At 73.1% G+C, this 14,053-nt stretch carries 18 protein-coding genes; 6 read left to right on the forward strand and 12 right to left on the reverse strand.

Annotated features, from left to right (window positions below; all coding sequences use genetic code 11):
* The first annotated feature begins 15 nt into the window (after positions 1 to 15).
* Positions 16 to 489, forward strand: coding sequence for a thioredoxin-dependent thiol peroxidase (bcp, locus tag IEZ00_RS07430; protein ID WP_189222306.1), 474 nt, complete (start codon positions 16 to 18; stop codon positions 487 to 489).
* 16 nt (positions 490 to 505) lie between these two features.
* Entirely contained in the window at positions 506 to 3,403 is a 2,898-nt protein-coding gene (locus IEZ00_RS07435) for an NACHT domain-containing protein (protein WP_373293089.1), read from the forward strand.
* Here IEZ00_RS07435 and rdgB read toward each other — a convergent pair.
* Together rdgB and rph are read right to left on the reverse strand one after the other, a co-directional pair.
* On the reverse strand, positions 3,397 to 3,987 hold the full coding sequence (gene rdgB, locus IEZ00_RS07440) for an RdgB/HAM1 family non-canonical purine NTP pyrophosphatase (protein ID WP_189222309.1): 591 nt from the start codon (positions 3,985 to 3,987) through the stop codon (positions 3,397 to 3,399). The two genes, IEZ00_RS07435 and rdgB, sit on opposite strands and share 7 nt — an antisense overlap.
* Complete coding sequence (gene rph, locus IEZ00_RS07445; RefSeq protein WP_189222311.1) at positions 3,984 to 4,751, reverse strand: ribonuclease PH; 768 nt, start codon at positions 4,749 to 4,751, stop codon at positions 3,984 to 3,986. The genes rdgB and rph overlap by 4 nt, the downstream gene beginning before the upstream one ends.
* Before the next feature lie 54 nt (positions 4,752 to 4,805).
* Here rph and IEZ00_RS07450 point away from each other — a divergent pair, with 54 nt between their 5' ends.
* On the forward strand, positions 4,806 to 5,327 hold the full coding sequence (locus IEZ00_RS07450) for a DUF2231 domain-containing protein (protein ID WP_189222313.1): 522 nt from the start codon (positions 4,806 to 4,808) through the stop codon (positions 5,325 to 5,327).
* A 32-nt stretch (positions 5,328 to 5,359) separates the two neighbouring features.
* Here IEZ00_RS07450 and IEZ00_RS07455 read toward each other — a convergent pair whose 3' ends face one another.
* Genes IEZ00_RS07455 through IEZ00_RS07470 form a run of 4 tightly spaced genes read right to left on the reverse strand, consistent with a single transcriptional unit; the run spans position 5,360 to position 8,012 of the window.
* Positions 5,360 to 5,794 carry an OsmC family protein gene (locus IEZ00_RS07455; RefSeq protein WP_189222315.1) on the reverse strand — a complete coding sequence of 145 codons (435 nt, stop codon included), beginning with the start codon at positions 5,792 to 5,794 and terminating at the stop codon, positions 5,360 to 5,362.
* The gene (locus IEZ00_RS07460) at positions 5,795 to 6,574 is read right to left on the reverse strand and encodes an MBL fold metallo-hydrolase (RefSeq protein ID WP_189222317.1); all 780 of its coding nucleotides are present in this window, start codon (positions 6,572 to 6,574) and stop codon (positions 5,795 to 5,797) included.
* Positions 6,575 to 6,594: 20 nt separating this feature from the next.
* Complete coding sequence (gene murI / locus IEZ00_RS07465) at positions 6,595 to 7,383, reverse strand: glutamate racemase (protein ID WP_189222319.1); 789 nt, start codon at positions 7,381 to 7,383, stop codon at positions 6,595 to 6,597.
* Positions 7,380 to 8,012 carry a rhomboid family intramembrane serine protease gene (locus IEZ00_RS07470; protein WP_189222320.1) on the reverse strand — a complete coding sequence of 211 codons (633 nt, stop codon included), beginning with the start codon at positions 8,010 to 8,012 and terminating at the stop codon, positions 7,380 to 7,382. The genes murI and IEZ00_RS07470 overlap by 4 nt, the downstream gene beginning before the upstream one ends.
* A gap of 152 nt (positions 8,013 to 8,164) precedes the next feature.
* Here IEZ00_RS07470 and IEZ00_RS07475 point away from each other — a divergent pair, with 152 nt between their 5' ends.
* Complete coding sequence (locus IEZ00_RS07475; RefSeq protein ID WP_306344659.1) at positions 8,165 to 9,019, forward strand: SMP-30/gluconolactonase/LRE family protein; 855 nt, start codon at positions 8,165 to 8,167, stop codon at positions 9,017 to 9,019.
* A gap of 82 nt (positions 9,020 to 9,101) precedes the next feature.
* On the opposite strand, the gene IEZ00_RS07480 is transcribed toward IEZ00_RS07475, so the two are convergent.
* Genes IEZ00_RS07480 through clpS form a run of 6 tightly spaced genes read right to left on the reverse strand, consistent with a single transcriptional unit; the run spans position 9,102 to position 12,303 of the window.
* A complete protein-coding gene (locus IEZ00_RS07480) occupies positions 9,102 to 10,052 on the reverse strand; it encodes a PLP-dependent cysteine synthase family protein (RefSeq protein WP_189222323.1) in 951 nt (316 codons plus the stop codon).
* A 6-nt stretch (positions 10,053 to 10,058) separates the two neighbouring features.
* Entirely contained in the window at positions 10,059 to 10,331 is a 273-nt protein-coding gene (locus IEZ00_RS07485) for a MoaD/ThiS family protein (protein WP_189222325.1), read from the reverse strand.
* Positions 10,332 to 10,378: 47 nt separating this feature from the next.
* Positions 10,379 to 10,834, reverse strand: coding sequence for a M67 family metallopeptidase (locus IEZ00_RS07490; protein WP_268248665.1), 456 nt, complete (start codon positions 10,832 to 10,834; stop codon positions 10,379 to 10,381).
* Between the two features lie 9 nt (positions 10,835 to 10,843).
* Positions 10,844 to 11,398, reverse strand: a complete 555-nt coding sequence (locus IEZ00_RS07495; RefSeq protein WP_189222327.1) for a DUF2231 domain-containing protein — start codon at positions 11,396 to 11,398, stop codon at positions 10,844 to 10,846.
* A 51-nt stretch (positions 11,399 to 11,449) separates the two neighbouring features.
* On the reverse strand, positions 11,450 to 12,007 hold the full coding sequence (locus tag IEZ00_RS07500; protein WP_189222329.1) for a DUF2017 domain-containing protein: 558 nt from the start codon (positions 12,005 to 12,007) through the stop codon (positions 11,450 to 11,452).
* Positions 12,004 to 12,303, reverse strand: coding sequence for an ATP-dependent Clp protease adapter ClpS (clpS, locus tag IEZ00_RS07505; protein ID WP_189222331.1), 300 nt, complete (start codon positions 12,301 to 12,303; stop codon positions 12,004 to 12,006). The genes IEZ00_RS07500 and clpS overlap by 4 nt, the downstream gene beginning before the upstream one ends.
* A gap of 90 nt (positions 12,304 to 12,393) precedes the next feature.
* Here clpS and IEZ00_RS07510 point away from each other — a divergent pair, with 90 nt between their 5' ends.
* Together IEZ00_RS07510 and IEZ00_RS36350 are read left to right on the forward strand one after the other, a co-directional pair.
* The gene (locus IEZ00_RS07510) at positions 12,394 to 13,671 is read left to right on the forward strand and encodes a nicotinate phosphoribosyltransferase (protein ID WP_189222333.1); all 1,278 of its coding nucleotides are present in this window, start codon (positions 12,394 to 12,396) and stop codon (positions 13,669 to 13,671) included.
* A 10-nt stretch (positions 13,672 to 13,681) separates the two neighbouring features.
* Positions 13,682 to 14,053, forward strand: a 372-nt coding sequence (locus IEZ00_RS36350; RefSeq protein WP_229795212.1) for an isochorismatase family protein, incomplete at its 3' end; no start/stop codon positions are given.

Raw genomic sequence — 14,053 nt, forward strand, 5'->3', positions numbered from 1 at the left:
GTAGCGTCTGCCGCCATGACCGAGCAGAACCGCCTCTCCCCCGGCGACCAGGCCCCCGCGTTCACCCTGCCCGACAGCGAGGGCAAGCCGGTCTCGCTGTCGGACTACCTCGGCCGTTCCGTGGTCGTCTACTTCTACCCGGCGGCGGGCACGCCGGGCTGCACCAAGCAGGCGTGCGACTTCCAGGAGAACCTGGCCGACCTGGCGGGCTCCGGCTACGAGGTCATCGGCATCTCGCCGGACAAGCCGGAGAAGCTGGCGAAGTTCGCCGAGGCCGAGGGGCTGCGCTTCCCGCTGCTGTCCGACGTGGACCGCGAGGTGCTGACCGAGTGGGGCGCGTTCGGCGAGAAGAAGAACTACGGCCGCGTCGTGCAGGGCGTGATCCGCTCCACGTTCCTGGTCGACCCGCAGGGCAAGATCGCCAAGGCGATGTACAACGTGCGCGCCACCGGCCACGTCGCCAAGCTGCTGCGCGAACTGCCCGCCTGATCACCGGGAGGCCGCCATCACCGGTTTAGAGGCCGTCGCGGGCAAGCTCGGCCAGGCCGTCGCGCAGCACGCGGCCAAGTCGTGGCTGGAGCGCCGCCGCAAGGCCGAGCAGCGCACCGCGTCGCTGGCCGAGCTGGCCGCCGAGGAGCTGTCCTCGACGCGCCAGCGGGACCGGCTGGACCACCTCGTGCGGGGCATCGGCCACCAGGTCGGCGACCAGCTCGAACCGCTGCTGGCCGCGAAGTTCGACGCGCTGCCGCCGAACGAGGTCACCGCGGCCCTGGACGCCGTGGTGGACGCGCTGGGCTCGCTGGACCTGTCCGACGAGGCGCTGCTGGCCGCCGACGCCGACCCGGAAGCCCTGGCCCGCCAGGTCCGCGCGTCCGTCCGCCGCGAAGCGGGCCTGTCCGACCTGGCCACCCGCCTCTACGACGTGGCGCTGGACCAGGCGTGCCGGTACCTGGTGCAGGTCATCCGGCACCTGCCCGCGTTCCAGCCGCGCGCGCTGGCCGAGGTGCTGAGCCGGGCGAGCGCGCAGACCGCCGCGCTGGACGAAGTGCTGGCCAGGCTGCCCCGCACCAGCCTGCACGCGCCGCGCGGCACTGACGACGACTTCCGCGACGAGTACCTGCGCTACCTCGCGAGTGCGCTGGACCGGCTGGAACTGCTCGGCCTGACCATGCGCGACCGCCCCAAGCTGGCGTTGAGCGTGGCGTACCTGAGCCTGAGCGTCACCGGCGGCGACACCCGCACCTCGCCGGTGGACCGCTGGTTCGGCGTCGACCGCGGCGGTTCCCTCCGGGTCGAGGCGGCGATCGGCAACGCCTGCCGGACGCTGGTCCGCGGTGAGGCCGGTTCCGGCAAGACGACCCTGCTCGACTGGCTGGCCATCACGGCCGCGCGCGAGGCGTTCACCGACCAGTTGAAGTCGTGGAACGGCTGCGTGCCGCTGGTGGTCCGGTTGCGCCGCTACGCCGACTCGGACCTGCCGCGCCCCGAGCAGTTCCTCGACCACGCGGCGAGCTGGCTGGTCGGGCTCATGCCGGACGGCTGGGTGCACCGGGTGCTGCGCTCCGGCCGCGCGTTGGTCCTGGTGGACGGCGTGGACGAGGTGCCCGCGCACCGGCGCAGGTTCGTCCGGGAGTGGCTGCGCGAGCTGGTCACCGCGTTCCCGGACGCCCGCGTCGTGGTCACCTCCCGGCCTGCGGCGGCGGACCAGCGGTGGTTGGAGCACGAGGGCTTCGGCTCGGTGCTGCTGGAGCAGATGACGCCCGGCGACGTGCGGGTGTTCCTCCAGCGCTGGCACGAGGCCGCGCGGGACGCCGAGTCCCTGCCCTGCGCGCCCGAGGACCTGCCCGAGGCGGAGCGCGGGCTGTTGCGGCAGTTGGACAACCGGCCGCACCTGCGGGCGCTGGCGGCGAGTCCGCTGCTGTGCGCGATGCTGTGCGCGTTGAACCTGGGGCGGACGTCGGACCTGCCGCAGAGCAGGATGGACCTGTACCGGGCGGCGCTGACGATGCTGCTGGACCTGCGCGACGCCGAGCGGCGGATCGCCGGGATGCTGACCGGCGGCGAGAAGACGGTGCTGCTGCGCGACTTGGCGTGGCGGCTGACCGAGGCGGGCCGCAGCGAGTTCCCGCTGGCACGGGTGACCGGGTTCGTGGCGCGCAAGCTCAAGTCCATGCCGAACGTGAGCGGGTCACCGGAGGCGATCCTGGCTCACCTGCTGGAGCGCAGCGGGGTGCTGCGGGAGCCGGTGCCGGGGCGGGTGGACTTCGTGCACCGGACGTTCCAGGAGTACCTGGCGGCCAGTGAGGCGACCGAGGAGGACCGGGTCGAGACGCTGGTCCGCAACGCGCACCTGGACACCTGGCGGGAGACCGTCGTCATGGCGTGCGGGCACGGAAAACGTTCGCAGACCAAGGAGTTGCTGACCCAGGTCCTCGACCAGGCCGACTCGGAGCCCAAGCGGGCGCGGAAGCTGCGCCTGCTCGCCGCGGCCTGCCTGGAGACGGTGACCGACGTGGACCCGGAGGTGCACGAGCGCGTCGACCGCGTGATCCGCGAGCACCTGGTGCCACCCAGGAGTATCAAGGAGACCCGCTCCCTGGCCTCCGTGGGCCGACGGGTGCTGCACTACCTGCCCGAGACGCTGGACGGGTTGTCCGAGGCGGCAGCGGCGGCCACGGTCCGGGCGGTCGCCCTCACCGGGGACGCGGACGCCATCCCCCGCCTGGCCCGCTACGCCCCAGATGGTCGCTTGGCCGTCCAGCGCCAGTTGGAGGAGGCGTGGGAGTACTTCGAGCCGAAGCGCTACGCGCACGAGGTGCTGGCCGACGCACCGCTGCGCAACGGCGGGATCATGATCAGGAAGTCGTCCCACATCGAGTACCTGTCCGTGTTGCGCAGGCTCGAACGGGTCACGATCGACCTCGGCATGGAGGAGCCTCAGGCAGACCTCGCGTTCCTCACCGGTGTCGATCATCTCATCGAACTCTTCGTGCACCTGCGCGGCGAAGTGGACCTCCGGCCGCTGAAAGCCCACCGGAAGCTGAAGACGCTGGTCATCAACCAGGCGGATGTGCTGCGCCACTGCGATGTTCTGGAGCGGTTGCCGAACCTCACCTGGCTCGCGCTCAGCTCACGCGTACCGGCGCACCTGCTGGCGGACATCGCGCCGCACATCCGCCACCTCACCGAACTGACGCTGATCGGACCGTCGACCGGCGACTTGCGGATGATCACCGGTCTCACCGCCCTGCGCGAGTTGCAGCTGTACCAGTGGTCCGATGACCGCCCGATCGACCTCCGGCCGCTGCGGGACATGCCCCTGCGCACCCTCGCCCTGTCGGATTCGGATCAGCACATCGGCCTGGACGAACTCGACCCACGAGTGGAGGTCAAGTACTACTGAGCCAGCTCCCGCAGGTGGGGCAGCAGCAGGCGCAGGGCACGTCCCCGGTGGGACAGCTTGTCCTTCTCCTCCGCCGACAGCTCGGCCGAGGTCACCTCGTACCCCTCCGGCACGAAGATCGGGTCGTAGCCGAACCCGTTCTCCCCACGGGGTTCGCGGATGATCCTCCCACGCCACTCCCCCCGGACCACGGTCTCGCCGCCGGGCCCGGCGAACGCCGCCGCGCACACGAACGCCGCGCCGCGCCGCTCGTCGGGCACGTCCCGCAGCTGCCCCAGCACCAGCTCCAGGTTGGCCTGATCGTTGCCGTGCGCCCCGGACCAGCGGGCGGACAGCACCCCCGGCATCCCGTTCAGCGCGTCGATGGAGATGCCCGAGTCGTCGGCCACCGAGGGCAGCCCGGTGGCGGCGAAGGCGTCGCGGGCTTTGGCCAGCGCGTTGCCCTCGAAGGTCGGCTCGGTCTCCGGGGCCTCGGGGAACGCGGGCACGTCGTCCAGCCCCAGGACGGAGAACCCCTCGGCGGCGACGATGCGGCGCAGCTCGCCGAGCTTCTTGGCGTTGCGGGACGCGAGCAGCAGCTTCACTTGGACTTCCTCGGCTTGGGTTCGGGCAGCACACCGGGGTAGGGCTGGGCGAGCGCCTCGGCCTGGAGGCGGTTGAGCTCGGCGCACCCGGCCAGTGCCAGGTCCAGCATCTTGTCCAGGGTGGAGCGCGCGAAGGTGGCGCCCTCGCCGGTGCCCTGCACCTCGATCAGCGTGCCCGCGTCGGTGGCCACCACGTTCATGTCGACCTCGGCGCGCGAGTCCTCCTCGTAGGGCAGGTCCAGGCGCACGCGGCCGTCCACCACGCCCACCGACACCGCCGACACCGCGCACGACAGCGGCTGCGGGTCGGCCAGCCGCCCGGCCGCCGCCAGCCACGTCACCGCGTCCGCCAGCGCCACGTAGGCGCCGGTGATGGCCGCGGTGCGGGTGCCGCCGTCGGCCTGGATGACGTCGCAGTCGATGACGATGGTGTTCTCGCCCAGCGCGGCCAGGTCGATGCACGCCCGCAGCGAGCGGCCGATGAGCCTGCTGATCTCGTGCGTCCGGCCGCCGATGCGGCCCTTGACCGACTCGCGGTCGCTGCGGGTGTGCGTGGCCGACGGGAGCATCGCGTACTCCGCGGTCACCCAGCCCAGCCCCGACCCGGAGCGCCACCGGGGCACGCCCTCGGTCACGCTGGCCGCGCACAGCACCCTGGTGTTGCCGAACTCGATCAGCACCGACCCCGCGGGCCACTGCTGGAAGCCCCGTGTGATCCGGATTTCGCGCAGTACGTCGTCGTTCCTGCCATCGCTCCTCAGCACGCCACTACCCTAAGGCGCTGAACCAGGGCACGGCCCACCGGCGTAGGGAGAGGCATGGCACTCGCAGACGACCTGGTGACCGTCTTCGGTCTTCCGGCGCACCCGCTGCTCGTCCACGCCGTCGTGGTGCTGCTGCCGCTGTCCGCGGTGGGCGCGACCGCGGTGGCGCTGGTCCCGCGATGGCGGCAGCGCTACGCCTGGCCCCTGCTGGGCCTGACGCTGCTGGGCGTGGGCGCGGTCCCGGCGGCCCAGGCGGCGGGTGACCAGCTCTACGCCCGCCTGGCCGCCCTGGAGAACCCGCTGATCCAGCGGCACGCCGAGCTGGGCAACGACCTGCTGCCCTTCGCGCTGGGCTTCGGGGTGGCCGTGGTGGCGCTGCTGGTGGCGGACCGCCTGGCCGACCGGGAGCGGACCGCCTCGGCGGAGGACGGCACCGAGGTGCCCAGGACGTGGCGGCGCGCCGCGGTCGTGCTGTCGGTGCTGGTGGTCGCCGCGGGCGCGGCGGCGACCGTGCAGACGGTCCGCATCGGCCACAGCGGTTCCACCGCCGTCTACGACGGGGTGGGCACCAGCTGACGCCCAGGCGTCCGGGCGGGGGCGGGTAGTGGTTACCGGCCCTCGGGCGGGTGGCGGGTGGTACTTGCCGACGCGGGGAGGTGGAGGGGGGCGGGGGTGGCCTTCTTCAGGGTCCTGGTGACCGTGCACAGCTGCTCCACGGCTCGCCGCACGGCGGTCTCCAGGGTGGCGCGCTGGTCCTCGTCCAGCGCCGACAGGTCGTAGTCCAGGGTCACCGGCACCTCGTCGAGCTGGTGCGCGCCCTCGGGGCGCACGTCGCCGGCGCGGGCGGTGAAGCCGTCGCCGACCCGCCTGGTGATCAGCGTCTCCGCGGTGACCGCCGCGCAGCCCGCCGCGGCGGCCAGCAGCAGCTCGACCGGGGAGAACGAGCCGGGCTGGTCCTTGCGGCCGATGCGCACCGACGCGCCGCGGTCGTTGGTCGCCTCGAAGCTGTGCTGACCGGTGTGGCGCACCTCGATGTCGGCCATCTAGTCGGCTCCGATCGGGTAGTTCCCGCCGCGGCGGGCCAGTTCGACGGGGCCGTCGAACTCCTCGCGCGCCTCGGCGAGCACGACGTGGGGGTCGGTCCAGGGGGCGATGTGGGTCAGCAGGAGTTTGCCCACGCCCGCCTGCCGGGCCAGTTGGCCCGCCTGCCTGCCGGACAGGTGCAGGTCGGGCGGGCGCTCGTCGGCGTGCTGCCAGGTGGCCTCGGACAGCAGCAGGTCCACGCCGCAGGCCAGCTCCGGCAGCGCGTCGCACGGCCCGGTGTCGCCGGTGTAGACCAGGGAGGCCGTCCCGGTGGCGATCCGGAACGCGTAGGCCTCGCAGGGGTGCGCCACCCGCGCCGCGGTGACCTCGAAGGGGCCTATCCGGGTGGTCCGCTCGGCCAGCGCGTGGAACTGGAAGACCTCGGCCAGGTCGACGCGGGCCAGTTCCTCCGCGCTCTCCGCGTAGGCCCTGGCGAACCGGTCCGGCGCCTCGCCGGGGGCGTGCACCGGCAGCTTGCGCCCGGTCGGGTCGTAGGGCGGGTTCGGGTGGTAGCGGCGCAGCACGAACAGACCGGGGAAGTCGCTGCAGTGGTCCGGGTGCAGGTGGGAGAACAGCAGGGCGCCCAGCTCGAACGGGTCGCGGTGGGCCTGCAGGGCGGCCAGCACGCCGCTGCCGAAGTCGACGGCGAGGCAGAAGCCGTCCGCCTCCACCAGGTAGCCGGACGAGGGGGCGTCCGGTCCCGGCACGCTGCCCGAGCAGCCGAGGATGGTCAACAGCACTTGTGGAGCGTGCCGGCTCATCAGTGGCCGTGGAAGACGCGATTTTCCAGCTGGGGGAGGAATCGCCGCGCCAGCCGGGTGAAGGGTTCGGGGTCGCCGGTGCACTCGAACCGGCGCTCGGGACTGCCCGTGCGGAACAAGTCGCGCTCGGTGAGCACGCGCACCACGTCCTTGACCGTCTCCTCGGCGCTGGACACCAGCGTCACCGCCTCTCCCATGACGATCTGCAGCACGCCCGTCAGCAGCGGGTAGTGGGTGCAGCCGAGCACCAGCGTGTCCACCTCGGCGCGCTGCAGCGGCTCCAGGTAGGCCTGGGCCAGGCCGAGCACCTGCCTGCCGGAGGTGGTGCCGCGCTCGACGAAGTCCACGAACCGGGGGCAGGCCACCGCGGTCACCTCGACATCCCGCGCCGCGGCGAACGAGTCCTGGTACGCGCCGGAGGTGATGGTGCTCTGCGTGCCGATCACGCCCACGCGCCCGGTGCGGGTGGTGGCCACCGCCCGGCGCACGGCGGGCAGCACCACCTCGACCACGGGCACGTCGTAGCGCTCGCGGGCGTCGCGCAGGCACGCCGCGGACGCGGTGTTGCACGCGATGACGAGCATCTTCACCCCGTCGGCGACCAGCCGGTCGGCCACCGCCAGCGCGTGCTCGCGCACGCGGGCGATCGGCAGCGGCCCGTACGGCCCGTTGGCCGTGTCGCCCACGTAGTGGATGCTCTCCTCGGGCAGCTGGTCCATGATCGCCCGCGCGACGGTCAGCCCGCCCACCCCGGAGTCGAAGACGCCGATCGGCGCGTCGGCGTTCACCCGCGCCGACCAGTTCGCGCGTCGCGGGCCACGCCCCAGGCGGCCAGCACCCCGCCCAGCGCGCCGAACAGGTGGCCCTCCCAGGACACGCCCGGCTGGCCGGGCAGCACGCCCCACAGCGCCGCGCCGTAGGCGGCGAACACCAGCACGGCCACCGCGATCTGCCAGGCGCTGCGCGCGAACAGCCCGCGCACCAGCAGGAACACCAGGAAGCCGAACACCAGCCCGGAGGCGCCGATGTGGCTGCCCGGCGAGCCGAGCACCCACACGCCGAGGCCGCTGGTCAGCCAGATGACCGCGGTGACCTGGAGGAACTGCTTGATCCCCGCGGAGGAGGCGAGGAAGCCCAGCACCAGCAGCGGGACCGCGTTGCCGGTCAGGTGCGCCCAGCCGCCGTGCAGCAGCGGGTACCAGATCAGGTTGTCCCACTCGGAGAAGTCCCTCGGCCGCACGCCCTCGTCGTCCAGGCTGCCCGGCAGGACCGCGTCCAGCGCCTCCACCACGTACAGCAGGGCAACGAAGCCCAGCACCACCACGGCCGACAGGACCGGCTTGGGCGGGATGACCCGCTTGGCCGCGGCCTTGGGCGGCCTGGGCGGCTGGGACGGCTGGACGGCGGTGGGGTCCACGTCCCCAGGCTAACGCGCCCGGCCTGCTCGCGGGGCGTCCGCGGCGTGCGCTGCTCGGGTCGGCCGCGCTCGCGACCGCGGGCGACCCGCTGGAGCGGATCATCGCCCGCACGGCGGGCTGCCCGTCCGGGCAGCCCGACTAGGCTGTGCCGGTGTCGATCGACGTAGCCGTGCGCGCGCAGGCCGAACTGGGTGAAGACCCCACCTGGGACCACAGCAGCGCGACCCTGCTCTGGGTGGACGTGCTGGCCAGCGAGGTGCACCGGTACGCGCCCGCCCGCGACGACGACGCGGTGCTGGTGGTGCCGCAGCACGTGGGCGCCGCCAAGCCGCGCTCGCGCGGCGGGCTGGTGCTCAACCTGCGCGACGGCGTGGCGCTGGTCGAGCCCGACGGCGCGAAGACGTGGCTGGTCTACTGGGCGCGCGACGGGGTGCGCGGCAACGACGCGGCGGTGGACCCGGCCGGGCGGCTGTGGGCGGGCACCAGCCGCTACGACCAGGCCGACGGCGGTGGCTGGCTGGCCCGCGTGGAGCCCAACGGCGACGCCAAGGTGGTGCTGGACCGGGTCGCGGTCAGCAACGGCCTGGGCTGGAGCCCGGACGGCTCGCTGATGTACTACGTCGACTCCGCGCAGGGCCGGGTCGACGTGCTGGACTACGACCGCGACAGCGGCCAGGCGGTCAACCGCCGCCCGCTGTGCGAGGTGGACCGCGGCGTGCCGGACGGGCTGTGCGTGGACGCCGACGGCTGCGTGTGGGTGGCGCTGTGGGGCGGCGGCGCGGTGCGCCGGTACACGCCGGCGGGCGAGCTGGACCTGGAGGTCGAGCTGCCGGTGGACCAGCCGACCGCGTGCTGCTTCGGCGGCGAGGACTTCACCGACCTGTACGTGACCACCGCGCGCACCGGGTTGTCCGAGGCCGCGCTGGCCGAGCGCCCGCTGTCCGGGTCGGTGCTGGTGCTGCCCGGCGTGGGCAGCGGGATGCCCTCGACCGCCTTCGCGGGCTGAGACTTCGCGGGTCCGGCCTTCGCGGGCTGATCTCACGGGCTGGGCGGGTGGGCACCCGTGCGGGGACGTCCCCGCACGGGTGTCACGCCCAGAGGTGGCCGTCGAGCCGCGCGGACGCCTCGTCCAGCGTCCCGGCGTACGCGCCGGTGGACAGGTACTTCCAGCCCGCGTCGGCCACCACGAACGCGATGTCCGCGGCCTCGCCCCTGGCCACCGCCTTCTCCGCCACCGCCAGCGCGGCGTGCAGGATCGCGCCGGTGGAGATGCCCGCGAAGATGCCCTCCACCTCCAGCAGCTGCCGGGTGCGGCGCAGCGCGTCGTAGGAGCCCACCGAGTAGCGGCCGGTGAGCACCGTCTCGTCGTACAGCTCGGGCACGAAGCCCTCGTCGAGGTTGCGCAGCCCGTAGACCAGCTCGCCGTAGCGCGGCTCGGCGGCGACGACCTGCACGTCGGGCTTGTGCTCGCGCAGGTACCGGCCGGTGCCCACGAGCGTGCCGGTGGTGCCCAGACCCGCCACGAAGTGGGTGATCGTGGGCAGGTCCTTGAGCAGCTCCGGACCGGTGCCGGAGTAGTGCGCGCCCGCGTTGGCGGCGTTGCCGTACTGGTAGAGCATCACCCAGTCGGGGTTCTGCTCGGCCAGCTCCTTGGCCCGCGCCACGGCCTGGTTGGAGCCGCCCGCGGCCGGGGAGAACACGATCCGCGCGCCGTAGGCCTGCAGCAGCTGCTTGCGCTCCGCCGAGGTGTTCTCCGGCATGACGCAGACCAGGCCGTAGCCCTTGAGCTTGGCCGCCATGGCCAGCGCGATGCCGGTGTTGCCCGAGGTGGGCTCCAGGATCGTGCAGCCGGGGGTGAGCGCGCCGGACCGCTCCGCCTCCTCGATCATCGCCAGGACCGGGCGGTCCTTGATCGAGCCGGTGGGGTTGCGGTCCTCCAGCTTCGCCCACAGCCGCACGTCCGGCGACGGCGACAGCCGGGGCAGCCCCACCAGCGGCGTGCCGCCGACCGCGTCGAGCAGGGACTCGTAGCGGGCCACCGGGGATCAGCCGCCCGCGACGGCCGGGAGGATCGTCACGGTGTCGCCGTCCTTGACCGCGGCCTCCAGGCCGCCCGCGAAGCGCACGTCCTCGTCGTTGACGTAGACGTTGACGAAGCGGTGCAGGCTGCCCTCCTTGACCAGGCGCGCCTTCAGACCACCGTGGTTGGCCTCCAGGTCCTCGATGACCTCGGCGAGCGTGCTGCCCTTGGCCTCGACGGACTTCTGCCCACCCGTGTGGGTGCGCAGGATCGTGGGGATGGAGACGGTGACGGCCATGCTGGAACCTCCGAGGAACCGGGATGTGCTGTGCGGCGGGACGCGCGTCAGGGACAGTCGGGCGTGTCGTCCGAGCCGGTGTGGGCGAACATGTACGACTCGACGACCTCGACCGGCTCTTCGGTCACGACGCCGTCCACGATCCGGTAGGAGCGCAGCTCGTGCTGCTCCGGGTCCCTGGTGGACACCAGGACGTAGTGCGCGTCGGGCTCGCCCGCGTAGGCCACGTCCGTCCGCGACGGGTACGCCTCGGTGGCGGTGTGCGAGTGGTAGACGACGACCGGCACCTCGTCGTTGCGGTCCATCTCGCGCCACACCTTGAACTGCTCGGCGGCGTCGAACCGGTAGAAGGTCGGCGAGCGCTCCGCGTTGTCCATCGGGATGAACCGCTCGGGACGGTCGGAGCCCTCGGGGCCCGCGATGATCCCGCACGCCTCGTCGGGGTGGTCGCGACGGGCGTGCGCCACCATCGCGTCCACGAGGTCACGGCGAATCACCAACACACCGCCATCCTACGTGGTGGCGGAAGTCGTCCCGCCCGGTGAGAAGTCCCACCTGCCGACGCCCGCCCGCTGCCGGTAGGTGAGGTGGCCGCCCAGGTAGCCGCCCGCGCCGATCAGGGACATCCCGACGTAGCCCACCGCCCTGGCGACCACGCCGAAGCCGTGGTTGCGCAGCCGGTAGGAGGTCAGGTAGCACAGGGCGGCGGCGGTGTTGGCGGTCAGGTGGGCCACCGCGGTGCGGCGCTGCGGCTCGTCCAGGGTGGTGTACTCGGCCAGGCCGGTGGCCACGGCGGCGGGCGTGACGGCCAGGCCGAGGCCGATCATGGTCTTGGCGGCCCGGCCCTCGCCGGGCATCAGGTCCAGCACGGCCGAGGCCGCGTACAGGCCGACCGGCAGCAGCACCACCACCGGGTGCGCGGCGTGCCCCAGCGGCTCGCCCTTGAGGACCTCGGTGACGCGGTGCTGCCGCAGTTGGGGCGGGATCAGCTCGGCGAGCGCGCCCGCGGCGCGGTCCAGGGCCTTGCTCTCCTCGATCCGCTTCATCAGCCTCATGAGTCGCGACATGGCCCTCGTGTACCCGCCCGCGCGCGAGTCGAACGCGCGGGCGGGCCTACTTCACCCCATGACCACTTCGACCAGCGTCTCCTGCACCCAGGTCAGCCAGTGGTAGACGCCCAGGTGCGGTGCGCGGGGGTCGTCGGGGGGCAGCTCGTCGGGCATGTCCTCCTGCACGTCCAGCGCCGTGCCCAGGGCCAGCCGCACGTCGTTGAGCGCCGCCAGCCACGCCTCGGCCTGCTCCTGCGACAGCCGCACCTGGCCCCCGTCGGGCGGGCAGGTCGCCAGCACCACGCCCGCCACGCCGGTCTTGAGGTCCAGCAGCTCGGGCTCGTGCAGCGAGCGCAGCGCGGCCGCCGAGTCGACCTCGGCCGGGTCCGGGGCGTCCGGGTCCAGCCGGTGGAAGTCCGGCAGCAGCCTGCTCAGGATCGGGTCGTCCGGCGGCGTCGACGGGCCGGTGCGGATGCCGGTCAGCTGCGCCAGCTCGTCCTGCGGCGCCTCCTCGGCGCGCGCCCGGAGCATGTCCTGGACCTGGCTGACCAGACCGCGCACCACGGCGGCCTCCTGGCGGTCGAAGCGGCCGAGCACCGCGCCGCCCCTGCGGCTCCACTTGTTCACGACGAGCGCTGCATGGTCGCCCAGAGGCCCGCCGCGTGCAGCTTCGCCACGTCGGCCTCCACCTTGTCCTTCGAGCCGGACGACACGATCGCCCTGCCCTTGTGGTGCACGTCCAGCATCAACTTCGTCGCGTGGTCCCGGCTGTACCCGAACAGCTTCTGGAACACGTAAGTCACGTAGGACATCAGGTTCACCGGGTCGTTCCAGACCAGCGTCTGCCACGGCCGGTCCTCGAAGGCGACGTCCTCGCCGACCGGGTCAACCTGCGTCCGCTCGTGCTCGACGGGCGTGGTCATACCGCCAATGGTGTCACGTCCCGGTTCGTGGCGGAGCCCATAGGGGCACCCCGTGTGATCCGGCGTGGCGCGCGCCTAGGCTTTGCCCTCATGTCGACCACGGCGTTGTTGACCGACCACTACGAGCTGACCATGCTCGCCGCGGCGCTGCGCGACGGCACCGCGGAGCGGGACTGCGTCTTCGAGGTCTTCGCCCGCAGGCTGCCCGAGGGCAGGCGGTACGGCGTGGTGGCGGGCACCGGGCGGCTGCTGGAGGCCATCGAGTCCTTCCGGTTCGGCGAGGCGGAACTGGCCCAGCTGGAGCGCACCGGGGTGGTCGACGAGCGCACCCTGGCCTGGCTGGCGGACTACCGGTTCACCGGCGACGTGGACGGCTACCCCGAGGGCGAGCTGTACTTCCCCGGCTCGCCGATCCTGTCCGTGCGGGCCCCCTTCGCCGTGGGCGTGGTGCTGGAGACGCTGGCGCTGTCCATCCTCAACCACGACAGCGCGATCGCCTCGGCCGCGGCGCGGATGGTGAGCGCGGCCAACGGCCGCCGCATGATCGAGATGGGCTCGCGGCGCACCCACGAGGAGGCCGCGGTCGCCTCGGCCCGCGCCGCCTACCTGGCCGGGTTCACCGCCACGTCGAACCTGGAGGCCGGGCGGCGGCACGGCATCCCCACCGCGGGCACCTGCGCGCACGCCTTCACGCTGCTGCACGACAGCGAGGAGGACGCCTTCCGCGACCAGGTCGAGGCGCTGGGCGTGGGCACCACGCTGCTGGTGGACACCTACGACATCACCGAGGGCATCAACACCGCGATCCGGGTGGCGGGCCCGGAGCTGGGCGCCATCCGGATCGACTCGGGCGACCTGGGCGTGCTGGCCAGGCAGGCCCGCGACCAGCTGGACTCGCTGGGCGCGAAGAACACCCGGATCGTGGTCTCCGGCGACCTGGACGAGTACTCCATCGCCGCGCTGCGGGCCGAGCCGGTGGACGCCTACGGGGTGGGCACGTCGCTGGTGACCGGCTCCGGCGCGCCGACCGCGGGCATGGTCTACAAGCTGGTCGAGGTGGACGGCCGCCCGGTGGCCAAGCGCAGCTCCTCCAAGGAGTCGCGCGGCGGGCGCAAGAACGCGCTGCGCAGGCACAAGGACACCGGCACCGCGCTGGAGGAGGTCGTGTTCCCGCACGGCGAGCAGCCGGAGCTGGGCGAGCACGACCGGCTGCTGCCGGTGCCGCTGATGCGCGCGGGCGACCGCGCCGAGGGCCTGGACTCCCTGGCCCAGAGCCGGGAGCGGCTGCGCGCGGCGCTGGTCAGCGTGCCGTGGGAGGGTCTGAAGCTGTCGCGCGGCGAGCCCGCGATCCCGACGACGTTCCGGTGAGGGGTTGGACATGACCAAAGCGCTGATCGTGGTGGACGTGCAGAACGACTTCTGCGAGGGCGGCTCGCTGGCCGTCACGGGCGGCGCGGCAGTCGCGGCGGCGATCTCGTCGCACGTCAGGGACAACGCCTACGACCACGTCGTGGCGACCCGCGACTACCACGTGGACCCCGGCCCCCACTTCAGCGCGGAGCCCGACTACGTCGACTCGTGGCCGGTGCACTGCGTGGCGGGCACGGCCGGGGCGTCGTTCCACCCGGAGCTGGACGTCACGGCGGTGGAGGCGGTGTTCTCCAAGGGCGAGCGCGCCGCGGCCTACTCGGGTTTCGAGGGCGCGTCGGGCTCGGGCGAGCCGCTGGCGGAGTGGCTGCGGGCGCGCGGC

This window comes from Saccharothrix coeruleofusca (genome assembly GCF_014648515.1).
GTDB classification, from domain to species: Bacteria; Actinomycetota; Actinomycetes; order Mycobacteriales; family Pseudonocardiaceae; genus Actinosynnema; species Actinosynnema coeruleofuscum.

Bases quoted from the DNA above. Each gene is read 5' to 3' on its own strand.
- IEZ00_RS07450 (WP_189222313.1), top strand. From the start codon at position 4,806: ATGGCACTCGCAGACGACCTGGTGACCGTCTTCGGTCTTCCGGCGCAC.
- IEZ00_RS07485 (WP_189222325.1), bottom strand. From the start codon at position 10,331: ATGGCCGTCACCGTCTCCATCCCCACGATCCTGCGCACCCACACGGGT.
- bcp (WP_189222306.1), top strand. From the start codon at position 16: ATGACCGAGCAGAACCGCCTCTCCCCCGGCGACCAGGCCCCCGCGTTC.
- IEZ00_RS07495 (WP_189222327.1), bottom strand. From the start codon at position 11,398: ATGTCGCGACTCATGAGGCTGATGAAGCGGATCGAGGAGAGCAAGGCC.
- IEZ00_RS07455 (WP_189222315.1), bottom strand. From the start codon at position 5,794: ATGGCCGACATCGAGGTGCGCCACACCGGTCAGCACAGCTTCGAGGCG.
- IEZ00_RS07510 (WP_189222333.1), top strand. From the start codon at position 12,394: ATGTCGACCACGGCGTTGTTGACCGACCACTACGAGCTGACCATGCTC.
- clpS (WP_189222331.1), bottom strand. From the start codon at position 12,303: ATGACCACGCCCGTCGAGCACGAGCGGACGCAGGTTGACCCGGTCGGC.